At 56.4% G+C, this 21,222-nt stretch carries 23 protein-coding genes; 18 read left to right on the forward strand and 5 right to left on the reverse strand.

All coding sequences use genetic code 11. The features are described from left to right. Positions 1–35: 35 nt before the first annotated feature. Positions 36–1,253 (forward strand): beta-ketoacyl-ACP synthase I, encoded by a 1,218-nt coding sequence (gene fabB / locus KK102_RS09530; protein WP_047652586.1) that lies wholly within the window; start codon positions 36–38, stop codon positions 1,251–1,253. Positions 1,254–1,320: 67 nt separating this feature from the next. Beyond that, positions 1,321–2,499: an MFS transporter gene (locus KK102_RS09535; protein ID WP_216357453.1), complete on the forward strand. Its 1,179-nt coding sequence runs from the start codon at positions 1,321–1,323 to the stop codon at positions 2,497–2,499. Between the two features lie 91 nt (positions 2,500–2,590). On the opposite strand, the gene flk is transcribed toward KK102_RS09535, so the two are convergent. Next, on the reverse strand, positions 2,591–3,598 hold the full coding sequence (gene flk, locus KK102_RS09540) for a flagella biosynthesis regulator Flk (protein WP_216357454.1): 1,008 nt from the start codon (positions 3,596–3,598) through the stop codon (positions 2,591–2,593). Positions 3,599–3,710: 112 nt separating this feature from the next. On the opposite strand from flk, the gene pdxB reads away from it, so the two are divergent. The 15 genes from pdxB (at position 3,711) to hisP (ending at position 17,804) form a co-directional block, all read left to right on the forward strand. Beyond that, positions 3,711–4,847, forward strand: coding sequence for a 4-phosphoerythronate dehydrogenase PdxB (gene pdxB, locus KK102_RS09545; RefSeq protein ID WP_216357455.1), 1,137 nt, complete (start codon positions 3,711–3,713; stop codon positions 4,845–4,847). 67 nt (positions 4,848–4,914) lie between these two features. After that, complete coding sequence (locus KK102_RS09550) at positions 4,915–5,928, forward strand: aspartate-semialdehyde dehydrogenase (protein ID WP_216357456.1); 1,014 nt, start codon at positions 4,915–4,917, stop codon at positions 5,926–5,928. After that, positions 5,928–6,740 carry a tRNA pseudouridine(38-40) synthase TruA gene (gene truA / locus KK102_RS09555; protein WP_216357457.1) on the forward strand — a complete coding sequence of 271 codons (813 nt, stop codon included), beginning with the start codon at positions 5,928–5,930 and terminating at the stop codon, positions 6,738–6,740. Before KK102_RS09550 ends, truA begins: the two co-directional genes overlap by 1 nt. Positions 6,741–6,768: 28 nt before the next feature. Next, positions 6,769–7,428, forward strand: a complete 660-nt coding sequence (locus KK102_RS09560; RefSeq protein WP_216357458.1) for a DedA family protein — start codon at positions 6,769–6,771, stop codon at positions 7,426–7,428. A gap of 154 nt (positions 7,429–7,582) precedes the next feature. After that, on the forward strand, positions 7,583–8,488 hold the full coding sequence (accD, locus tag KK102_RS09565; RefSeq protein ID WP_216357459.1) for an acetyl-CoA carboxylase, carboxyltransferase subunit beta: 906 nt from the start codon (positions 7,583–7,585) through the stop codon (positions 8,486–8,488). 70 nt (positions 8,489–8,558) lie between these two features. Next, positions 8,559–9,827, forward strand: coding sequence for a bifunctional tetrahydrofolate synthase/dihydrofolate synthase (gene folC / locus KK102_RS09570; protein WP_216357460.1), 1,269 nt, complete (start codon positions 8,559–8,561; stop codon positions 9,825–9,827). Next, positions 9,817–10,503, forward strand: coding sequence for a cell division protein DedD (gene dedD / locus KK102_RS09575; RefSeq protein ID WP_216357461.1), 687 nt, complete (start codon positions 9,817–9,819; stop codon positions 10,501–10,503). Before folC ends, dedD begins: the two co-directional genes overlap by 11 nt. Before the next feature lie 252 nt (positions 10,504–10,755). Then, a complete protein-coding gene (cvpA, locus tag KK102_RS09580) occupies positions 10,756–11,244 on the forward strand; it encodes a colicin V production protein (protein WP_000262116.1) in 489 nt (162 codons plus the stop codon). A 33-nt stretch (positions 11,245–11,277) separates the two neighbouring features. Continuing rightward, complete coding sequence (purF, locus tag KK102_RS09585; protein ID WP_042716999.1) at positions 11,278–12,795, forward strand: amidophosphoribosyltransferase; 1,518 nt, start codon at positions 11,278–11,280, stop codon at positions 12,793–12,795. An 88-nt stretch (positions 12,796–12,883) separates the two neighbouring features. Next, positions 12,884–13,453: a UbiX family flavin prenyltransferase gene (locus tag KK102_RS09590; RefSeq protein ID WP_010433259.1), complete on the forward strand. Its 570-nt coding sequence runs from the start codon at positions 12,884–12,886 to the stop codon at positions 13,451–13,453. A 290-nt stretch (positions 13,454–13,743) separates the two neighbouring features. Then, positions 13,744–14,526, forward strand: a complete 783-nt coding sequence (gene argT, locus KK102_RS09595; RefSeq protein ID WP_182401037.1) for a lysine/arginine/ornithine ABC transporter substrate-binding protein ArgT — start codon at positions 13,744–13,746, stop codon at positions 14,524–14,526. A 225-nt stretch (positions 14,527–14,751) separates the two neighbouring features. Continuing rightward, a complete protein-coding gene (gene hisJ, locus KK102_RS09600) occupies positions 14,752–15,534 on the forward strand; it encodes a histidine ABC transporter substrate-binding protein HisJ (protein WP_126544347.1) in 783 nt (260 codons plus the stop codon). Between the two features lie 88 nt (positions 15,535–15,622). Further along, positions 15,623–16,309: a histidine ABC transporter permease HisQ gene (locus KK102_RS09605; RefSeq protein WP_089597903.1), complete on the forward strand. Its 687-nt coding sequence runs from the start codon at positions 15,623–15,625 to the stop codon at positions 16,307–16,309. Further along, positions 16,306–17,022, forward strand: coding sequence for an ABC transporter permease (locus KK102_RS09610; protein WP_008502590.1), 717 nt, complete (start codon positions 16,306–16,308; stop codon positions 17,020–17,022). The genes KK102_RS09605 and KK102_RS09610 overlap by 4 nt, the downstream gene beginning before the upstream one ends. Positions 17,023–17,030: 8 nt before the next feature. After that, positions 17,031–17,804 (forward strand): histidine ABC transporter ATP-binding protein HisP, encoded by a 774-nt coding sequence (hisP, locus tag KK102_RS09615; RefSeq protein ID WP_010433274.1) that lies wholly within the window; start codon positions 17,031–17,033, stop codon positions 17,802–17,804. Between the two features lie 48 nt (positions 17,805–17,852). On the opposite strand, the gene KK102_RS09620 is transcribed toward hisP, so the two are convergent. The 4 genes from KK102_RS09620 to yfcG form a co-directional block, all read right to left on the reverse strand. Next, positions 17,853–18,362, reverse strand: coding sequence for a GNAT family N-acetyltransferase (locus KK102_RS09620; RefSeq protein ID WP_216357462.1), 510 nt, complete (start codon positions 18,360–18,362; stop codon positions 17,853–17,855). Positions 18,363–18,406: 44 nt separating this feature from the next. After that, a complete protein-coding gene (locus tag KK102_RS09625) occupies positions 18,407–19,300 on the reverse strand; it encodes a TIGR01777 family oxidoreductase (protein WP_042717010.1) in 894 nt (297 codons plus the stop codon). A gap of 13 nt (positions 19,301–19,313) precedes the next feature. Continuing rightward, positions 19,314–19,682 (reverse strand): dihydroneopterin triphosphate 2'-epimerase, encoded by a 369-nt coding sequence (gene folX, locus KK102_RS09630; RefSeq protein ID WP_010433280.1) that lies wholly within the window; start codon positions 19,680–19,682, stop codon positions 19,314–19,316. Between the two features lie 75 nt (positions 19,683–19,757). Beyond that, positions 19,758–20,387, reverse strand: coding sequence for a GSH-dependent disulfide bond oxidoreductase (yfcG, locus tag KK102_RS09635; protein ID WP_126544353.1), 630 nt, complete (start codon positions 20,385–20,387; stop codon positions 19,758–19,760). 139 nt (positions 20,388–20,526) lie between these two features. Here yfcG and yfcF point away from each other — a divergent pair, with 139 nt between their 5' ends. Then, positions 20,527–21,171, forward strand: coding sequence for a glutathione transferase (yfcF, locus tag KK102_RS09640; protein ID WP_216357463.1), 645 nt, complete (start codon positions 20,527–20,529; stop codon positions 21,169–21,171). The last annotated feature ends 51 nt before the right edge of the window (positions 21,172–21,222 follow it).

The following is a 21,222-nucleotide window of genomic DNA, read 5'->3' on the forward strand; positions in this document are numbered from 1 at the left end:
GAAACTTACTATAGTGCGACTTACAGAGGTATTGAATGAAACGTGCAGTGATTACTGGCCTGGGCATCGTTTCCAGCATCGGTAATAACCAGCAGGAAGTCCTGGCATCTCTGCGTGAAGGACGCTCCGGGATCACTTTCTCTGAAGAGTTTAAAGATTCAGGTATGCGTAGCCACGTATGGGGTAACGTCAAACTGGACACCACCGGTTTGATTGACCGCAAAGTGGTTCGTTTCATGAACGATGCCTCTATTTATGCTTATCTCTCCATGCAGGAAGCGATCAAAGATTCTGGCCTGAGCGAAGAGGTTTATCAGAACAACCCGCGCGTGGGTCTGATTGCCGGTTCCGGCGGCTCATCTAAAGCGCAGGTATTCGGTGCTGACGCCATGCGTAGCCCGCGCGGCCTGAAAGCGGTAGGTCCATACGTTGTGACCAAAGCCATGGGTTCAGCGGTTTCTGCCTGCCTGGCGACACCGTTCAAAATTCACGGTGTGAACTACTCCATCAGCTCCGCCTGTGCGACTTCCGCGCACTGTATCGGTAACGCGGTTGAGCAAATCCAGCTGGGCAAACAGGACATCGTGTTTGCTGGCGGCGGCGAAGAGCTGGGCTGGGAAATGGCCTGTGAGTTCGACGCAATGGGCGCACTGTCCACCAAATACAACGAGACGCCAGACAAAGCGTCCCGTACCTATGACGCACACCGCGACGGTTTCGTTATCGCGGGCGGCGGCGGTATGGTTGTGGTTGAAGAGCTGGAACACGCACTGGCTCGCGGCGCGCACATCTACGCTGAAATCGTGGGCTACGGTGCAACGTCTGACGGCGCCGATATGGTTGCGCCATCCGGCGAAGGCGCAGTGCGCTGCATGAAGATGGCGATGCACGGCGTTGATACCCCAATCGACTACCTGAACTCCCACGGTACCTCTACGCCGGTAGGCGACGTGAAAGAGCTGGGTGCGATCCGCGAAGTCTTCGGCGACAACAGCCCGGCGATCTCTGCAACCAAGGCCATGACCGGTCACTCTCTGGGTGCGGCTGGCGTTCAGGAAGCGATCTACTCTCTGCTGATGCTGGAAAACGGCTTTATCGCGCCAAGCATCAACATTGATGAGATGGACGAGCAGGCTGCTGGCCTGAACATCGTCACCAAACCAACGGATGCGACGCTGACGACCGTGATGTCCAACAGCTTCGGTTTCGGCGGCACCAACGCCACGCTGGTCATGCGTAAGCTGAAAGCATAAGCGTTTGAATGTATAGTAGAAGGGAGCCTGAAGGCTCCCTTTTTTATGCCTGAAATCGGAGTTATGCATGACGGCCGCTACATCAGATATAAACGCCACGTCCGGGAACATCTCGCTGTTCCGCATCGCTTTTGCGGTATTTCTTACCTACATGACCGTTGGCCTGCCGCTGCCGGTGATCCCGCTGTTTGTTCACCAGGAGTTGGGCTATGGCAATACCCTGGTTGGCATCGCCGTGGGAATTCAGTTTTTAGCGACGGTGTTAACGCGCGGTTATGCCGGACGCCTGGCGGATCAGCACGGTGCAAAACGCTCCGCGCTGCAGGGCATGTTTGCCTGCGGGCTGGCGGGCGGCGCGTGGCTGCTGGCCGCGCTCCTGCCGGTAGACGCCGCGTATAAATTTGCGCTGCTGGTGCTGGGGCGTTTAATCCTCGGATTCGGTGAAAGTCAGCTGCTGACCGGTACCCTGACCTGGGGGATGGGGCTGGTTGGCCCTGCGCGTTCGGGCAAGGTCATGTCCTGGAACGGGATGGCCATCTACGGTGCTCTGGCCGCAGGTGCTCCTCTGGGTCTGCTGATCCACAGCCAGTTTGGTTTTGCGGCGCTGGCGGGTACCACCATGGTGCTGCCGCTGCTGGCGTGGGCATTTAATGGTTCAGTGCGAAAAGTCCCGGCCCATAAAGGCGAACGCCCATCCCTGTGGAGCGTCGTCGGTCAAATCTGGCAGCCGGGTCTCGGCCTGGCGCTACAGGGCGTTGGCTTCGCGGTGATAGGTACCTTCGTCTCCCTGTACTTTATGAGCCGTGGCTGGGCAATGGCGGGCTTTACGCTCACCGCGTTTGGCGGCGCGTTCGTGCTGATGCGCGTGCTTTTTGGCTGGATGCCGGATCGCTTAGGCGGCGTGAAGGTGGCGGTAGCCTCGCTGGTCATTGAGACCATTGGTCTGCTGCTGCTCTGGCAGGCACCCAATGCCTACGTTGCGCTGCTGGGGGCGGCGCTGACCGGCTGCGGTTGCTCGCTGATCTTCCCGGCGCTGGGCGTTGAGGTGGTGAAACGCGTGGCCCCGCAGGTGCGCGGCACCGCGCTCGGTGGGTATGCCGCGTTTCAGGATATCTCGTACGGCGTCACCGCGCCGCTGGCGGGGCTGCTGGCGACATCCTTTGGCTATCCGTCCGTATTTCTTGCCGGGGCCGTTTCAGCGGTGGTGGGGATTGTGGTGACGCTGGTGGCGTTTCGCAGGATTTGAGCTGTTGTTGCCGGGTAGCGGCTCTGCCTTACCCGGCCTACGGTTCGATCCGTTGTAGGCCCGGTAAGCGGAGCGCCACCGGGCAAAAAGGTCAGGCAACCAGCCAGAAAATCGCCAGCGCAATTATCAACGCAATAAACATCAGCCCCGGACGGGCGGACAGCGTTTTGAAGGTTTCCACGACGGGCGCAAACAGCGGGCTGTAAATCGGCTGAATGTTTCGCGCTTCAGGAATGCCGCCTTCGCGCTCGGCGCGACGAACAAAGATCTGATTCAATATATCCTGCACCTGCGCCGTGGTCAGCACCGTTTGCGGTGTGGCCTGCCAGGTCTGCTGGGCATAATCCCGCACCGCCTCAAACTCGTGCGGTTCGAGCGGCTGTTTCAGTGCAGCCTGTACCGTGTGCAGGGTCGGGGCAGTTTGCGTGCTGAGCGTCTGGCGCGCCTGCAGCCAGGTGACCAGATGCGTAAACTGTCTGGCCGGGATCAACTCGCCGCTTTTCACGTCGGACAGCTCCAGCATGGATTGCCAGATGAGCTTTGTCGACTCGCCGGTGGCGGCGGCCAGTTTGGTCACCATCTGATTAAGCGTGTTGTGCTCAGCGGGCAGCAGCGGGCGTTCGGTCGCCTGGCGCTGCTGAGGCTGTGGAATCGACAGCTGATTGGTTTGCAGCAGCGTCAGCACCGTTTTGAGCTGATCGGGCGTGAGCTGGCTCAGGGCGGTCTGACCATACTGTTGGCGAATAAAATCACTGACCGCCTGACGATTGTTCCCCTGGCCCAGTAGCTCGGTCAACTGCGACACAATCTGGCGAGTGGTGTGATTTTGTTGCGCGGCGTTGATTCGCTGGTTTAGGTTCTGCTCGGCGGCAGGGAAGTGGCGCGACTGCAGCGGTACGTCGTTCTTCACGCCCAGGTCATGCTTCACCCCGGCCCAGACTTCCGCGTTTTGTTGCGACGTCAGCGCAATCAGGCGCGTGATCAGTCGCTCCAGCACGGTGCGCTGTTGCGTGGAGAGCGGCTGTTCGCCTGCAACACTCGGCGGCGTTAAGGGGCCTTCACCCGGAGGGCGCGGCGGCGTACCTGAAATAGGCTGCATCGTCGGAATCCTTAAAGTCAAAACTCAGCGTTAACCCGGCGGACATATATGCCTGGCGGCGAGATTATGGCACACTTGGCAGGTTTTCTTCCTCTCAAACAGGTACTCAGACGTGAAAATCCTCGTTGATGAAAATATGCCTTACGCCCGCGAGCTGTTTAGCCGCCTTGGCGACGTTAAGGCTGTCCCTGGTCGCCCGATTCCGGTGAACGAACTGGATGATGCCGATGCCCTGATGGTGCGCTCGGTGACCAAAGTAAATGAGGCGTTGCTCTCCGGCAAAACGGTGAAATTTGTCGGGACCGCAACGGCAGGGACCGATCATGTGGATGACAGGTGGCTTCAGCAGGCGGGGATTGGTTTTTCCGCCGCGCCGGGCTGTAACGCCATTGCCGTTGTGGAATACGTTTTCTCCTCGCTGCTGATGCTGGCCGAGCGCGATGGTTTTGCGCTGAAAGACCGCACCGTGGGGATTGTCGGCGTGGGCAACGTGGGCGGTCGACTGCAAAAGCGTTTTGAAGCGTTAGGGATCCGCACCCTGCTGTGCGACCCGCCGCGCAAAGATAACGGCGATGAAGGCGACTTCCGCTCGCTGGATGAGCTGGTTGAACGGTGCGATGTGATCACCTTCCACACGCCGCTTTTCAAAGAGGGGCCGTATAAGTCTCTGCATCTGGCCGATGAAACGCTGATCCGCCGTCTGAAGGCTGGCACTATTCTGATAAATGCCTGCCGTGGCCCGGTCGTGGACAACGCCGCGCTGTTGAAATGTCTGACAGAGGGGCAAGATCTGAGCGTGGTGCTGGACGTCTGGGAACCCGAGCCGGACCTCAACGTTGAGCTACTCAACAAGGTGGACGTGGGCACCGCGCATATCGCTGGCTACACGCTTGAAGGCAAAGCGCGCGGCACGACGCAGGTGTTTGAAGCCTACAGCGCCTTTATCGGTCATCCGCAGCAGGTGGCGCTGGATACCTTACTCCCCGCGCCAGAATTTGGTCGCATCACTCTGCACGGCCCGCTCGATCAGGCAACGCTGAAAAGGCTGGTGCATTTGGTGTATGATGTGCGCCGCGATGACGCGCTGCTGCGTAAAGTGGCGGGTATCCCGGGTGAGTTTGATAAGCTGCGCAAAAACTACGTTGAGCGCCGCGAGTGGTCTTCCCTGTATGTGATGTGCGACGACGCGTCGGCGGCGACGCTGCTGCATAAACTAGGGTTTAACGCCGTTCATCACCCGGCACGTTAATGTCTTCTTAATGCTCCCTGTCGGAAACTCCGACAGGGACGCTTTTTTATTTCTGGAGTAAACCACCATGTCTGAAGGCTGGAACATTGCCATTTTAGGTGCCACGGGTGCCGTGGGCGAAGCCCTGCTCGAAACCCTTGCTGAGCGTCAGTTCCCGGTGGGCGACATCTATGCGCTGGCGCGTACCGACAGCGCAGGTGAGCATCTGCGTTTTAACAGTAAATCCGTGATGGTCCAGGACGCGGCAGCGTTCGACTGGACGCAGGCGCAGCTGGCGTTTTTCGCCGCGGGCGCTGAAGCGACTGCGGCATACGTTGAAGAGGCGACCAACGCAGGCTGCCTGGTGATCGACCTGAGCGGCCTGTTCTCAATGGAGCCGGATGTGCCGCTGGTGGTGCCGGACGTGAACCCGTTCGTGCTGGCTGACTACCGCAACCGCAACCTCATCGCGGTACCGAACAGCCTGACCAGCCAGCTGTTGACTGCGCTGAAACCGCTGATCGACGACGGCGGCCTGTCTCGTATTAATGTGACCAGTCTGCTGTCGGCCTCCGCTAACGGTAAAAAAGCGGTCGATGCGCTGGCCGGACAGAGCGCCAAGCTGCTGAACGGTATTCCGATTGATGAAGATGATTTCTTTGGTCGCCAGCTGGCGTTCAACATGCTGCCACTGCTGCCGGATCGTGAAGGTTCCGTGCGCGAAGAGCGTCGAATCGTCGATGAAGTACGCAAAGTGCTGCAGGATGAAGGGCTGATGATCTCCGCTAACGTTGTGCAGTCGCCTGTCTTCTACGGCCACGCGCAGATGGTAGGCTTTGAAGCCCTGCGTCCGCTGGCGGCGGAAGAAGCGCGCGATGCGTTTAGCCGCGGTGAAGATATCGTGCTTTCTAAAGAGAGTGAATTCCCGACCCAGGTGGGCGATGCCACCGGCAGCGCGCATCTTTCCGTTGGCTGCGTGCGCAACGATTACGGCATGCCGGAGCAGGTTCAGTTCTGGTCCGTTGCCGATAACGTACGCTTTGGCGGCGCGCTGATGGCAGTTAAAATCGCCGAGAAGCTGGTACAGGAGTACCTGTACTGATGTCAGAAGTGGAACAAAAGCCGGTCCATAGAATTGCTCTCGGCATTGAGTACGACGGCAGTAAATATTATGGCTGGCAGCGTCAGAACGAAGTGCGCAGCGTTCAGGAAAAGCTGGAGAAAGCGCTTTCTCAGGTCGCGAATGAGCCGATTAACGTCTTATGCGCAGGCCGAACCGACGCCGGTGTTCACGGCACAGGGCAGGTGGTGCACTTTGAAACCACCGCCGTGCGCAAGGATGCTGCCTGGACGCTGGGTGTAAATGCGAATTTACCTGGTGACATTGCCGTGCGTTGGGTGAAAGCTGTGCCGGATGATTTTCATGCGCGTTTCAGCGCCACCGCGCGCCGTTACCGCTACGTCATCTACAACCAGCGTCTGCGTCCGGCAGTGTTAAGCCTGGGCGTGACGCATTTTTATGAGCCGCTTGATGCAGAACGTATGCAGCGTGCGGCGCAGTGTCTGATTGGAGAAAATGACTTTACGTCGTTTCGCGCGGTGCAGTGTCAGTCCCGCACGCCGTGGCGTAACGTCATGCACATTAACGTCAGTCGTTATGGCGCGTATGTGGTGGTTGATATCAAAGCCAATGCCTTTGTACATCATATGGTGCGGAATATTGTTGGCAGCCTGATGGAAGTGGGCGCCGGACACCAGCCGGAGAGCTGGATTGCAGAACTGCTGGCAGCGAAGGACAGAACGCTTGCGGCAGCAACGGCGAAAGCGGAAGGGCTGTATCTGGTCTCGGTGGATTATCCGGATCGGTTTGACCTGCCAAAACCGCCAATGGGCCCGCTGTTTTTAGCGGACTAAACAAAGGTGCAATTAAGGCTTAGACAATATGGACGTAATACGTTTTCTGATTGATTTCATTCTGCATATTGATGTTCACCTGGCGGAGCTGGTCGCGCAGTATGGCGTCTGGGTATATGCCATTCTGTTCCTGATCCTGTTCTGTGAAACCGGTCTGGTGGTGACGCCGTTCCTGCCCGGCGATTCGCTGCTGTTTGTGGCCGGTGCGTTGTCCGCTCTGCCGACCAATGACCTGAATGTCCATCTAATGGTTGTGCTGATGATCGTCGCCGCCATTGTGGGAGACGCGGTCAATTACACCATCGGGCGCGTGTTCGGCGAACGGCTGTTCAGTAACCCGAATTCCAAAATTTTCCGCCGCAGCTATTTAGATAAAACGCATGCCTTCTACGAGCGTCACGGCGGCAAAACCATTATTCTTGCCCGTTTTGTCCCCATCGTTCGTACCTTTGCACCGTTTGTGGCAGGAATGGGGCATATGTCCTATCGTCATTTTGCGATGTATAACGTTGTCGGTGCGCTGCTGTGGGTACTGCTCTTTACTTACGCAGGCTACCTGTTTGGCGATCTGCCAGTGGTTCAGGAAAACCTTAAGTTGCTGATTGTAGCGATTATTGTGCTTTCCGTACTGCCGGGCGTTATCGAAATCATCCGTCACAAACGGGCGGCAGCTAAACAAGCGAAGTAAATGCACGCTGGCGGTTCGACCACTTTTTTATCCAAAGTTTCGGGCTGTTATGTTTTAATGTGCAACATTCATGGTCTGTTGGAGGCAAAAATGGCATTATTCGCCTCTTATAGCAAAACTGGCATACGACCAGGTTCAGGCAGAAAGGTTATCAATGAGCTGGATTGAACGAATTAAAAGCAACATTACCCCAACGCGTAAAGCGAGCATTCCTGAAGGGGTATGGACGAAGTGTGATAGCTGCGGCCAGGTTCTGTATCGCGCAGAACTGGAGCGCAATCTTGAAGTGTGTCCAAAATGTGACCACCACATGCGTATGTCGGCGCGCAACCGCCTGCATAGCCTGCTGGACGAAGGCTCTCTGGTAGAGCTGGGTAGCGAACTTGAGCCAAAAGACGTGCTGAAGTTCCGCGATTCCAAAAAATACAAAGATCGCCTGGCCTCAGCACAGAAAGAGACCGGTGAGAAAGACGCGCTGATCGTCATGAAGGGCACCCTGCATGAGATGCCGGTTGTTGCCGCCGCGTTTGAGTTCTCCTTTATGGGTGGCTCAATGGGCTCTGTGGTCGGTGCGCGCTTCGTGCGTGCCGTTGAGCAGGCGCTGGAAGACAACTGTCCGCTGATCTGCTTCTCTGCCTCCGGCGGTGCGCGTATGCAGGAAGCGCTGATGTCGCTGATGCAGATGGCGAAAACCTCTGCTGCGCTGGCGAAAATGCAGGAGCGCGGTCTGCCGTATATCTCCGTGCTGACCGACCCAACCATGGGCGGCGTCTCCGCGAGCTTCGCAATGCTGGGCGACCTGAACATCGCTGAGCCAAAAGCGCTGATCGGCTTTGCCGGTCCTCGCGTTATCGAGCAGACCGTACGTGAAAAACTGCCGCCGGGCTTCCAGCGCAGTGAGTTCCTCATCGAGAAAGGCGCCATCGACATGATCGTCCGCCGTCCGGAAATGCGCCTGAAGCTGGCAAGCATCCTGGCGAAGCTGATGAATCTGCCCGCGCCGAACCCGGACGAGCCGCGCGAAGGCGTGATCGTACCGGATCAGGAACCCGAGGCCTGATAACTGAAAAGGGCAGGGCCGGTTGGCGCTGCCCTTTTGCTTTCTAATCTGTTAATGACAACCGGGCATTATGGAAAATAAAAGCATTCCCCAAGCCACGTCGCCCCTGGCCGCGTGGCTTTCTTATCTGGAAAACCTGCACAGTAAAACCATCGATATGGGGCTTGAACGCGTAAGCCAGGTCGCCTCGCGTCTTGATGTGCTCAAACCGGCTCCGTTCGTGTTCACCGTCGCGGGCACCAACGGGAAAGGCACGACCTGCCGCACGCTGGAATCTGTCCTGATGGCGGCGGGTTACAGGGTAGGCGTTTACAGCTCCCCACACCTGGTGCGCTACACCGAGCGGGTGCGCGTGCAGAACCGCGAACTGCCGGAATCTGCCCATACGGCGTCATTCGCGGAAATTGAAGCCGCTCGCGGTGAAATCTCATTAACCTATTTCGAATACGGCACGCTTTCAGCGCTGTGGCTGTTCAAACAGGCGCAGCTTGACGTGGTAATTCTGGAAGTTGGGCTCGGTGGTCGTCTTGACGCCACCAATATGGTGGATGCGGATGTCGCCGTCGTTACCAGCATCGCGCTGGATCATACCGACTGGCTGGGGCCAGACCGTGAAAGCATTGGCCGCGAGAAGGCCGGCATTTTCCGGGCAAACAAACCCGCCGTGGTCGGCGAGCCGGATATGCCACACACTATTGCTGACGTGGCAAACGAGAAGGGCGCTCATTTAATGCGCCGCGACGTGGACTGGCACTATGAGGTGCAGGACAACGGCTGGCGCTTTAGCGATGCGCAGGGGGCGCTGGACGACCTGCCGTTACCGCAGGTACCGCAGCCGAACGCGGCCACCGCGCTGGCGGCACTGCGTGCCAGTGGATTGACGGTGAGCGAGCAGGCGATCCGCGACGGTATCCAGAACGCGATCCTGCCGGGGCGTTTCCAGATTGTCAGCGAGTCGCCGCGTCTTATTCTGGACGTGGCCCACAACCCGCACGCGGCGGCGTATCTGGCAGGACGTCTCAAATCGTTACCAAAAACCGGGCGCGTGCTGGCGGTTATCGGTATGCTTCATGATAAAGATATCGGCGGGACGCTGGCCTGCATGGAGAGTGTGGTCGATAGCTGGTATTGTGCTCCTCTGGAGGGGCCGCGCGGCGCGACGGCTGAGCAGCTGATGGAACATCTCGGCACAGGCGCAATCTACAGTAGCGTGGCTCAGGCCTGGCATGCTGCGATGGCGGATGCTAAACCAGAAGATACCGTGCTGGTGTGTGGTTCATTCCACACGGTGGCACATGTCATGGAAGTGATGGACGCGGGGAGAACCGGTGGCGAGTAAGTTTCAGAACCGTTTAACAGGAACCATTGTGCTGGTCGCGCTCGGGGTGATTATTCTTCCGGGACTGCTCGACGGGCAGAAAAAGCATTATCAGGACGAATTTGCGGCCATTCCGCTGGTGCCGAAACCGGGCGATCGCGATGAGCCAGACATGCTGCCTGCCGCGACGCAGGCGCTGCCAGCTCAGCCGCCGGAGGGCGCGGCAGAAGAGGTGCGCGCAGGCGATGCTGCTGCTCCGTCGCTCGATCCTTCTCGCCTGGCTGCGAATAACAATATCGAAATCGATCCGGTGCCGGTGGAGCAGCCTAAGGCTGTTGAAAAACCGAAGCCTGTCGAGAAACCGCAGCCGAAGCCGCAGCGGGATAAAGCGGTCGAGCAGTTGGCTGCAGCGTCAGAAACCCCACCGCCGGCGAAACAAGACGCGGCACCGACGGGTAAAGCCTACGTTGTTCAGCTTGGCGCATTAAAAAACGCCGATAAAGTCAACGAGGTGGTGAGTAAACTGCGCGGTGCGGGATACCGTGTTTACACTTCACCTTCCACGCCGGTGCAGGGTAAAATTACCCGTATCCTGGTGGGGCCGGAAGCGTCGAAAGATAAGCTGAAAGGGTCGCTGGGTGAGCTGAAGCAGATCTCCGGGCTAAGCGGTGTGGTGATGAACTACAGCGCAAACTGATAAGAACTTTCCCTCACCTTAACCCTCCCCCCAAAGGAGCGAGGGGGCGGTTTGCTCCCTCTCCCTTGAGGGAGAGGGCCGGGGTGAGGGGGAGGCAGACGTCCACAGAGACGTCAAACGAAGGGGGCGTTGAGCGTTTTTTCAGCGCCTTTTTTATTTACGCGCGGGAAGGAAATCCCTACGCAAACGTTTTCTTTTTCTGTTAGAATTCGCCCCGAACTGGATGACAGGGCGTTAAATCGTGGGACACATATGGTCTGGATTGATTACGCCATCATTGCGGTGATTGGTTTTTCCTGTCTGGTTAGCCTGATCCGTGGCTTTGTTCGTGAAGCGTTATCGCTGGTGACATGGGGTTGTGCTTTCTTTGTTGCCAGTCATTACTACACTTACCTGTCTGTCTGGTTCACGGGCTTTGAAGATGAACTGGTCCGAAACGGAATCGCCATCGCGGTGCTGTTTATCGCGACGCTGATTGTTGGCGCTATCGTCAATTACGTGATAGGTCAGCTGGTCGAGAAAACCGGTCTGTCAGGAACGGACAGGGTGCTCGGGATCTGTTTCGGTGCGTTGCGAGGCGTGCTGATTGTGGCCGCGATACTGTTCTTCCTGGATACCTTCACCGGGTTCTCCAAAAGCGAAGACTGGCAGAAATCGCAGCTCATTCCAGAGTTCAGCTTCATCATCAGATGGTTCTTTGACTATCTGCAAAGCTCGTCGAGTTTTTTGCCCAGGGCATAAACCCTGAGATGTGGCTTAACGAGGAAAAGACGAATGTGCGGTATTGTCGGTATCGCCGGTTTCATGCCGGTAAACCAGTCGATTTATGACGCGTTAACGGTGCTTCAGCACCGTGGGCAGGATGCTGCGGGTATCATCACCATTGATGCAAACAACTGCTTCCGTTTACGCAAGGCGAATGGCCTGGTAAACGATGTGTTTGAAGCCCGCCATATGCAGCGTCTGCAAGGTAATATGGGGATCGGTCACGTTCGTTATCCTACTGCTGGCAGTTCCAGCGCCTCTGAGGCACAGCCTTTCTACGTCAACTCGCCGTATGGCATCACCCTTGCTCATAACGGCAACCTGACCAACGCGCACGAGCTGCGTAAAAAGCTGTTCGAAGAGAAACGTCGCCACATTAACACCACCTCTGATTCTGAAATCCTGCTCAATGTGTTCGCCAGCGAGCTGGATAACTTCCGTCACTACCCGCTGGAAGCAGACAACATCTTTGCTGCCATTGCCGCAACAAATCGTCAGATCCGCGGCGCGTATGCCTGCGTGGCGATGATTATCGGTCACGGCATGGTCGCCTTCCGCGATCCAAACGGCATTCGTCCTCTGGTGCTCGGCAAACGTGAGTTCGGCGATGGTCGTACGGAGTATATGGTCGCCTCAGAAAGCGTGGCGCTGGACACGCTGGGCTTTGAATTCCTGCGTGACGTTGCGCCCGGTGAAGCGGTCTACATCACTGAGAAGGGCCAGCTGTTTACCCGCCAGTGTGCTGACAATCCGGTCAGCAACCCGTGCCTGTTCGAATACGTTTACTTCGCCCGTCCGGATTCCTTCATCGACAAGATTTCCGTCTACAGCGCGCGCGTGAACATGGGTACGAAGCTCGGAGAGAAGATTGCCCGCGAGTGGGACGATCTCGATATCGACGTCGTGATCCCTATCCCGGAAACCTCCTGTGATATCGCGCTGGAAATCGCGCGTATTCTGGATAAGCCTTACCGCCAGGGCTTCGTGAAAAACCGCTACGTTGGCCGCACCTTTATCATGCCGGGCCAGCATCTGCGCCGTAAGTCCGTACGTCGTAAGCTGAACGCCAACCGCGCCGAGTTCCGCGACAAGAATGTACTGCTGGTGGATGATTCCATCGTACGCGGTACGACGTCTGAGCAGATTATCGAAATGGCACGCGAAGCCGGTGCGAAGAAAGTGTACCTGGCATCTGCGGCGCCAGAAATTCGCTTCCCGAACGTGTACGGCATCGACATGCCAACCGCGACGGAGCTGATCGCTCACGGTCGTGAAGTGGACGAAATTCGCCAGATCATCGGTGCCGATGGCCTGATTTTCCAGGATCTGAACGATCTGATCGACGCGGTGCGTGCCGAGAACCCGGACATTCAGCAGTTCGAATGCTCAGTGTTTAACGGCGTGTACGTGACCAAAGATGTTGACCAGCAGTATCTCGACTACCTGGATTCCCTGCGTAACGACGATGCGAAAGCCGTCCAGCTGCAGAACGATCTTGAGAGCTTAGAGATGCACAACGAAGGTTGATGCTTCTGCAGGTGAGGGCAGACGCCCTCACTTGCAACTCCCCGCAAAATCCTGCACAGTCTGCCCTGAATCAGTAAGGGCAAAAATCATGAAACGACTCATTATTGGGATCAGCGGTGCCAGCGGCGCGATTTACGGCGTACGTCTGTTGCAGGTGCTGCGTGACGTAGCAGATGTGGAAACCCATCTGGTGATGAGCCAGGCGGCGCGCCAGACCCTCTCCCTTGAAACCGACCTTTCACTGCGTGACGTTCAGGCGCTGGCGGATGTCGTCCACGATGCCCGCGATATCGCGGCCAGTATCTCTTCAGGCTCGTTTAAAACGGCGGGTATGGTTATCCTGCCCTGTTCAATAAAAACGCTCTCCGGCATTGTGAACAGCTATACCGATACCCTGGTGACGCGAGCGGCGGATGTGGTGCTGAAAGAGCGTCGTCCTCTGGTACTCTGTGTGCGGGAAACACCGCTGCATTTGGGGCATCTACGCTTAATGACGCAGGCGGCAGAACTTGGGGCTGTCATCATGCCGCCGGTCCCCGCGTTCTACCACCGCCCGCAAACGCTTGATGACATCATCAACCAGACCGTTAACCGCGTGCTGGACCAGTTTGATATTGACCTGCCTGAAGATCTCTTCACCCGCTGGCAGGGTGCCTGAATCTGTGCACAAACAAGGTGCATGAAAAGACAAGTTGCCCTGTTTCAGGGCAATTATGCAACGGCGATCATATCCTCGACATTTAATTCGTTTTTTCCCTTCTTCCCTCTCCGGTTCGTTCGGCAGACCTGCTATCTTTCACCACTAAGGCAATATCGCAACGTTTTATTAACATATTTAACGTCGAATTTTTGACCGGACGGGAATGTGGCATAAGACCTGCAAGAGAAGCCTGCAACACAACACACTACACAATACATAATAAAATCACGGTACTTGAGGGTAAATGTATGAAGAAGACGGTTCTGGCTCTGTCTTTGCTCGTGGGGTTAAGTGCAGCAGCAGGTAGCTACGCAGCACTGCCACAGACGGTTCGCATCGGTACAGACGCAACCTACGCGCCATTCTCTTCCAAGGATGCGAAAGGCGATTTCGTGGGGTTTGATATCGATCTGGGAAATGAAATGTGCAAACGCATTGCGGTGAAATGCACATGGGTGGGCAGCGACTTTGACGCATTGATCCCGTCGCTGAAAGCCAAAAAAATCGACGCCATTATCTCTTCTCTCTCCATCACCGAAAAACGTCAGCAGGAGATCGCCTTCTCTGACAAGCTCTACGCTGCGGATTCTCGTCTGATTGCCGCCAAAGGCTCCCCGATTCAACCAACCATCGACTCGCTGAAAGGCAAGCAAGTCGGCGTGCTTCAGGGATCGACGCAGGAAGGTTTTGCTAATGCCAACTGGCGTGAGAAGGGCGTAGACGTGGTGGCTTACCAGAACCAGGATCTGATTTACTCTGACCTGGCCGCAGGACGTCTGGATGCCGCATTCCAGGATGAAGTCGCCGCGAGCGAAGGCTTCCTGAAGCAGCCAGCCGGTAAAGAGTACGCCTTTGCGGGCCCGTCCGTGAAAGACAAAAAATACTTTGGTGACGGCACCGGTATCGGCCTGCGTAAGGACGATACCGAGCTGAAAGCCGCCTTTGACAAAGCCTTCGCTGAGCTGCGTAAAGACGGTACCTACGACAAACTGGCGAAGAAATACTTCGACTTCAACGTCTACGGTGACTAACGCATAGCGGTGATGCACTGACCTGGTGCGTTGCTGGTGTGGGCGATCCGATATGGTGCAGCGTGTGCACCATATTGGGTCGTCGCGTGCATACTTAAGCATTTATAATGCAAAAAATCCCGCCCGAAAGGCATTATTCTTTGCCTGACAGCGTGGATTAATGGCACATTAACCGCACCCCGTCGTCGTAAAAAAACGTATGAAGACAGTTTGTTGAGGATATATATGAAAAAACTCGTGTTGTCACTCTCTCTGGTACTGGCTTTTTCCAGCGCCACCGCGGCATTCGCAGCCATTCCGCAAAAAATTCGTATTGGTACTGACCCTACCTATGCCCCCTTTGAATCGAAAAATGCGAAGGGTGAACTGGTGGGTTTTGACATCGATCTGGCCAATGAGCTGTGCAAACGTATAAAAGCGCAATGTACCTACGTTGAGAACCCGCTGGATGCTCTGATCCCGTCGCTGAAAGCGAAAAAAATCGACGTCATCATGTCCTCTCTTTCCATCACTGAAAAACGCCAGCAGGAGATTGCCTTCACCGACAAACTCTACGCAGCGGATTCTCGTCTGGTAGTGGCTAAGTCATCAGACATTCAGCCTACTCTTGAGTCGCTGAAGGGCAAACGCGTCGGCGTGCTGCAGGGCACCACCCAGGAAACCTACGGCAACGAACACTGGGCGCCGAAGGGGATCGAAATCGTCTCTTATCAGGGCCAGGAAAATATCTACGCCGACCTGACGGCAGGCCGAATTGATGCGGCATTCCAGGATGAAGTCGCGGCAAGCGAAGGCTTCCTGAAAACGCCGGTGGGTAAAGATTACAAATTTGGCGGCCCGTCCATTAAGGACGTGAAGCTGTTTGGTGTGGGCACCGGTATGGGCCTGCGCAAAGAAGACAACGAGCTGCGTGAAGCGCTGAACAAAGCCTTCGCCGAAATGCGTGCTGATGGCACCTACGACAAGCTGGCGAAAAAGTACTTTGATTTTAATGTTTACGGCGGCTAATCGCCCCGTCAAATAACGTGCGGCCCCTCCCACTCGGGGAGGGGAAAAGACACGGTTCCACCACTCACGACACGACAGGGCACGCGGTATGCTGTACGGATTTTCTGGCGTTATTTTACAAGGCGCGCTTGTCACCCTTGAGCTGGCTATCAGCTCCGTGGTACTGGCGGTGCTGATAGGTCTGGCGGGCGCAGGGGCAAAGCTGTCGGCGAATAAACCCCTGGCGCTCATATTCGAAGGCTATACCACGCTCATTCGCGGCGTACCCGATCTGGTGCTGATGCTGCTGATTTTTTACGGTCTGCAGATTGCGCTGAACGGCATTACCGACGCCGTCGGCATGGAACAGATCGATATCGACCCGATGGTCGCCGGTATTATTACCCTCGGCTTTATCTACGGAGCTTATTTCACGGAAACCTTCCGTGGCGCTTATATGGCAGTCCCCAGAGGGCACATTGAAGCGGCAACCGCATTTGGTTTTACCTCCTCACAAACGTTTCGCCGGATCATGTTCCCGGCCATGATGCGCTATGCGCTTCCGGGCATCGGTAACAACTGGCAGGTTATCCTCAAAGCGACAGCGCTGGTCTCGCTGCTTGGTCTGGAAGACGTCGTCAAAGCGACTCAGCTGGCGGGCAAGAGTACCTGGGAGCCCTTCTACTTTGCGGTAGTCTGTGGCGTGATCTATCTGGTGTTTACGACGGTCTCCAATGGTGTGCTGCTTCTACTCGAGCGCCGCTACTCCGTGGGTGTGAAGAGGGCTGACCTGTGATTGAGATTATTCAGGAATACTGGAAATCCCTGCTGTGGACGGATGGCTACCGCTTTACCGGCGTGGCGATTACGCTCTGGCTGCTGATTTCTTCCGTGGTGATGGGCGGTATTCTGGCGGTGTTTCTCGCCATTGGCCGCGTGTCGAACAACAAATTTATCCAGTTCCCGATCTGGCTGTTCACCTATGTGTTTCGCGGTACGCCGCTGTACGTGCAGCTGCTGGTGTTCTATTCGGGAATGTACACGCTTGAGATCGTCAAAGGCACAGAGATGCTGAATGCGTTCTTCCGCAGCGGTCTGAACTGTACGGTGCTGGCGTTGACGCTCAACACCTGCGCCTACACCACCGAGATTTTCGCTGGGGCAATTCGCTCTGTCCCTTACGGTGAGATTGAAGCCGCGCGGGCCTACGGCTTTTCGTCGGTGAAGCTCTATCGCTGCATCATTCTGCCGTCGGCGCTGCGCATTGCGCTGCCTGCGTACAGCAACGAAGTGATTCTGATGCTGCACTCCACCGCGCTAGCCTTTACCGCGACGGTGCCGGATCTGCTCAAAATCGCGCGCGATATTAACTCCGCGACCTATCAGCCGTTTACCGCGTTTGGCATTGCGGCCGTGCTCTACTTAATTATCTCTTATGTTTTGATTAGCCTGTTCCGTAAGGCTGAAAAACGCTGGTTGCAGCATATAAAACCTTCTTCGACGCACTGAGAAAGATGATGGCTGAGAACAAATTAAACGTTATTGATTTGCACAAACGCTACGGCGAACATGAAGTGCTGAAAGGGGTGTCGCTGCAGGCTAACGCAGGCGATGTGATCAGTATCATCGGTTCATCCGGCTCGGGTAAAAGTACCTTCCTGCGCTGCATTAACTTCCTCGAAAAGCCGAGTGAAGGCTCGATCGTGGTGAGCGGGCAGAACATCAACCTGGTGCGTGACAAAGACGGCCAACTGAAGGTGGCAGATAAGCATCAGCTGCGCCTGCTGCGCACGCGCCTGACGATGGTGTTCCAGCACTTCAACCTCTGGAGCCACATGACGGTGCTGGAGAACGTGATGGAAGCGCCGGTTCAGGTACTGGGGCTGAGCAAGCAGGAAGCCCGCGAGCGCGCGGTGAAATACCTGGCAAAAGTGGGCATCGACGAGCGCCAGCAGATGAAGTACCCGGTGCATCTCTCCGGCGGTCAGCAGCAGCGTGTCTCCATCGCCCGCGCGCTGGCAATGGAGCCAGAAGTGCTGTTGTTCGACGAACCGACCTCCGCGCTGGACCCGGAACTCGTTGGCGAAGTGCTGCGCATCATGCAGAAGCTGGCCGAAGAGGGCAAAACGATGGTGGTGGTGACGCACGAGATGGGCTTTGCCCGTAACGTCTCCAACCACGTTATTTTCCTGCATCAGGGAAAAATTGAAGAGCAGGGGCATCCGGACGAGGTGTTAGCGAACCCGCAAAGCCCGCGTTTACAGCAGTTCCTGAAGGGGTCGTTGAAGTAGGTTTTGCCCTTCTCCCTCTCCCTGTGGGAGAGGGGCGGGGTGGGGGCATCAAACCGCACCACACTCCAGCCGATACACCCAGTCGTCATAGCGCACGCCGTCAATTTCATACGCCTTTTCCAGCACCTGCGTGCGCACAAACCCCGCTTTCTCCAGCACCCGCACAGACCCGCCGTTGTCCGCCAGCACGTACGCGTTAATCGCTTTTACGCTGGTCTGGCTAAACACATAGTCACACACCGCGCGCAGCGCCTCGCTGGCGATGCCTTTTCCCTGTGCGGCAGGCACAACCGTGTAGCCGATATCCGCCTCTGCACGGTTCTCAGGGCTGATTTGCAGGCCGATATCGCCCAGCGGCGTATCGTCATCCTGAAAGCGAATCACGAAAACATGCTCCGCCATCAGGCGCGCGGCAAACACGCGTCGGGTCTCTTTTTCGGGTGCAATCGCGGCCATATAGCGCATGACATCGCGGTTTTCGCGCAGCGAGCGGAAAAACGCCCAGTCAGAGGGTTCGAAAGGGGTGAGGTGAAGCCGGGGAGTGGTGATGGTTGCCATTGTTACGCCATTTCATCAGAACATGGCGTATCACTGTAACATATTCAGCGCACCACATCCCCCAGCGCCTCTTCTAAATCATACCAGCGGAAGGCAAACCCGGCCGCTTCAAGACGTTTTGGCAGCGCGCGCTGCCCGCCCAGCACCAGCACAGATGATTCCCCCATCAGCAGCCGGATCGCCGTCGCAGGCACGCGTAAAATCGCCGGACGATGCAGGGCATGCCCCAGCGCGTGGGCAAACTGTTCATTACGCACCGGATAGGGCGCAACCATGTTAAACGGCCCGCGCAGATCGTTATCCAGCAGCCAGATAATGCCGTTCACCATATCGTCGATGTGGATCCACGCCAGATACTGACGCCCGCTGCCAATTGGCCCGCCGAGCCCCAGCTTGAAGGGAGGAAGCATTTTACCCAGAATGCCGCCTTTCGGCGCAAGCACCACGCCGGTACGCAGCAGGCAGACGCGGGTACGATCGCTCTGCGCCGCGCAGGCGATACGCTCCCACTGGGCGCAAAGTTTATGGGTAAATTCGTTGTGCGGCGGCTCCTCTTCGGTCACCACCACTTCGCCGAGATCGCCGTAATAGCCCGTCGCAGAGCCTGAAATGAGCACCGATGGCGGCGTATGGCTGTTGCGAATCAGCTCGACCAGCTTCTCGGTGATCGTCCAGCGGCTGCTGCACAACCGCTGCTTCTGCTCTTCGGTCCAGCGTTTGTCGGCAATGGGTTCACCCGCGAGGTTGATGACGGCATCAAAGCCGTCCAGATTCTGCTGCTCAGCCAGACCTTTCCAGATGTCGACACCTGCCCCCAGCACCTGACGTGCTTTCTCCGGGCTGCGCGTCACCACGGTAATCTCGTGATGCAGCGCCTGCAGACGGGGAATGAGATGACGGCCAATCAGGCCCGTACCGCCGGTCAGCAGAATCTTCATACAACCTCCAGGTTTATGCCTGGCGTCGCCAGCTTAACGTCATGGAGACGGAGTCGGCGTAACGCAGGGCGTGAAGTTTATCGATCTCGACTTCAGCATAAGTGACCCAGTGATGTTCGCGTGCGATGTCGAGCACATCCTGAGTTAATTTTTCCAGCAAAGAGAAGCGGTTGTTCTCCACGTACTGGATAATGTTTTTGGTGATTGTGCGATAGTTCAGCGCGTCATTGATATCTTCGCTGGCCCGCGCTTTGTCTGCGGGGTAGTGAATAACCACATTGATGACAATATCCTGCCGGTTGGCAATCTCTTCCTCTTTGATACCGATGAACGTCCGTAAGCGTAAATTTTTTATACGTATAATCGCGTCATGCTGTGACATTGCAGGTCTTCTCCGTGTCAGTATTTGCTGCCCATAATACATGAGAGCGCGTCATGCACCCAGCGGGGCAGTGGTCTAAATCTGCTGGATTATTTGCATAGCGCGCTCGGTCGCAGGGCGGGTCCGAATACGTTCAAACCAGTTATTCACGGCAGGGAATGCCGCAAGGTCAATACGGTGCTTTTCATGGGTGTTGATCCACGGCCAGCAGGCGATATCGGCAATGCTGTAATGATCGCCGCCAAGCCACGGCGTTTTCTCCAGCCGGCGATTTAGCACGCCATATAACCGCTGGGTTTCAACCTGATAGCGTTCGATTGCATAAGGAATGGGCTGCGGGGCATAGGCAGTAAAGTGATGATTTTGCCCGAGCATCGGCCCGAGGCCGCTTGACTGCCAGAAAAGCCATTGCAGGGTGTGGTGACGCTCGCGCAGTTCACCGCTCAGCAGCTTGCCGGATTTCTCCGCCAGATAGAGCAAAATCTCCCCGGATTCAAACAGACTTAACGGCCTGCCGCCGTCGGCAGGCAGATTATCAATAATGGCCGGAATTTTATTGTTGGGCGATATCGCCAGAAAGACCGGCCTGAACTGATCGCCTTTGCTGATATCCACGCGAATGATCCGGTACTCCAGTTCGGCTTCTTCCAGAAAAAGGGTGATCTTATGGCCGTTTGGGGTAGGGGCATAGTAAAGGTCGATCATTCTCAACTCCTGTTAGTGTGAAAAGTGATGCCATAAAAATCAGTATAGGTGCCTGTTGTAAATCGTGAGTTTTCATCAAGTGACAGCGAGCCAAAGAGATTATATGTTGAGTGAAAACCGTTCAGCCAATGAGGAAGTTATGAACCAGCCTGCGATAACGTTGTGGTCCGATGCCTGTTACTTTTCACCCTATGTGATGAGCGTTTACGTCGCTCTGGCGGAAAAAGGATTGTCTTTCACCCTGAAGACCATCGATCTGGACAGTGGCGAACACCTGAAACCGCAGTGGCAGGGTTACGACCTGACCCGACGCGTGCCGGTGCTGGAGATTGACGGTTTTGCATTGAGCGAATCCTCGGCGATCGATGAATACCTTGAAGATCGCTTTGCGCCGCCGGAGTGGGAGCGAATTTATCCTCACGATCTGCAAAAGCGCGCGCGCGCACGACAGATCCAGGCGTGGTTGCGTAGCGATCTGGTGCCGATCCGCGGTGAACGTTCCACTGACGTGGTTTTCGCCGGCGTGAAAAAGCCCGCGTTGAGCGCGGAGGGCAGCGCCAGTGCGCAAAAGCTGATTGAGACCGCGTCTGCGTTGCTGGCGCACGGCAACCCGAATCTCTTCGGCGAGTGGTGCATTGCGGACACCGATCTGGCGCTGATGCTGAACCGTCTGATCCTCAACGGCGACGAGGTTCCTCAACTGCTGGTGGATTATGCTGCATTCCAGTGGCAGCGCGCTTCCGTACAGCGCTATGTGGCACTCTCCGCTAAGCGCGCGGGCTGATAAGCCCTGGCGCTTCGGGTATGATAGGGGCAGTCTGTTTTCCTGAGGAGT

Origin of the sequence: Enterobacter quasimori (assembly GCF_018597345.1) — a bacterium.
GTDB lineage: Bacteria > Pseudomonadota > Gammaproteobacteria > Enterobacterales > Enterobacteriaceae > Enterobacter > Enterobacter mori.

What these genes read in the sequence shown, in the direction of transcription:
- fabB (WP_047652586.1), top strand. Translation starts at nt 36, where the DNA reads ATGAAACGTGCAGTGATTACTGGCCTGGGCATCGTTTCCAGCATCGGT.
- KK102_RS09535 (WP_216357453.1), top strand. Translation starts at nt 1,321, where the DNA reads ATGACGGCCGCTACATCAGATATAAACGCCACGTCCGGGAACATCTCG.
- flk (WP_216357454.1), bottom strand. Translation starts at nt 3,598, where the DNA reads ATGCAGCCTATTTCAGGTACGCCGCCGCGCCCTCCGGGTGAAGGCCCC.
- KK102_RS09550 (WP_216357456.1), top strand. Translation starts at nt 4,915, where the DNA reads ATGTCTGAAGGCTGGAACATTGCCATTTTAGGTGCCACGGGTGCCGTG.
- truA (WP_216357457.1), top strand. Translation starts at nt 5,928, where the DNA reads ATGTCAGAAGTGGAACAAAAGCCGGTCCATAGAATTGCTCTCGGCATT.
- KK102_RS09560 (WP_216357458.1), top strand. Translation starts at nt 6,769, where the DNA reads ATGGACGTAATACGTTTTCTGATTGATTTCATTCTGCATATTGATGTT.
- accD (WP_216357459.1), top strand. Translation starts at nt 7,583, where the DNA reads ATGAGCTGGATTGAACGAATTAAAAGCAACATTACCCCAACGCGTAAA.
- folC (WP_216357460.1), top strand. Translation starts at nt 8,559, where the DNA reads ATGGAAAATAAAAGCATTCCCCAAGCCACGTCGCCCCTGGCCGCGTGG.
- cvpA (WP_000262116.1), top strand. Translation starts at nt 10,756, where the DNA reads ATGGTCTGGATTGATTACGCCATCATTGCGGTGATTGGTTTTTCCTGT.
- purF (WP_042716999.1), top strand. Translation starts at nt 11,278, where the DNA reads ATGTGCGGTATTGTCGGTATCGCCGGTTTCATGCCGGTAAACCAGTCG.
- KK102_RS09590 (WP_010433259.1), top strand. Translation starts at nt 12,884, where the DNA reads ATGAAACGACTCATTATTGGGATCAGCGGTGCCAGCGGCGCGATTTAC.
- argT (WP_182401037.1), top strand. Translation starts at nt 13,744, where the DNA reads ATGAAGAAGACGGTTCTGGCTCTGTCTTTGCTCGTGGGGTTAAGTGCA.
- hisJ (WP_126544347.1), top strand. Translation starts at nt 14,752, where the DNA reads ATGAAAAAACTCGTGTTGTCACTCTCTCTGGTACTGGCTTTTTCCAGC.
- KK102_RS09605 (WP_089597903.1), top strand. Translation starts at nt 15,623, where the DNA reads ATGCTGTACGGATTTTCTGGCGTTATTTTACAAGGCGCGCTTGTCACC.
- hisP (WP_010433274.1), top strand. Translation starts at nt 17,031, where the DNA reads ATGGCTGAGAACAAATTAAACGTTATTGATTTGCACAAACGCTACGGC.
- KK102_RS09620 (WP_216357462.1), bottom strand. Translation starts at nt 18,362, where the DNA reads ATGGCAACCATCACCACTCCCCGGCTTCACCTCACCCCTTTCGAACCC.
- KK102_RS09625 (WP_042717010.1), bottom strand. Translation starts at nt 19,300, where the DNA reads ATGAAGATTCTGCTGACCGGCGGTACGGGCCTGATTGGCCGTCATCTC.
- folX (WP_010433280.1), bottom strand. Translation starts at nt 19,682, where the DNA reads ATGTCACAGCATGACGCGATTATACGTATAAAAAATTTACGCTTACGG.
- yfcG (WP_126544353.1), bottom strand. Translation starts at nt 20,387, where the DNA reads ATGATCGACCTTTACTATGCCCCTACCCCAAACGGCCATAAGATCACC.
- yfcF (WP_216357463.1), top strand. Translation starts at nt 20,527, where the DNA reads ATGAACCAGCCTGCGATAACGTTGTGGTCCGATGCCTGTTACTTTTCA.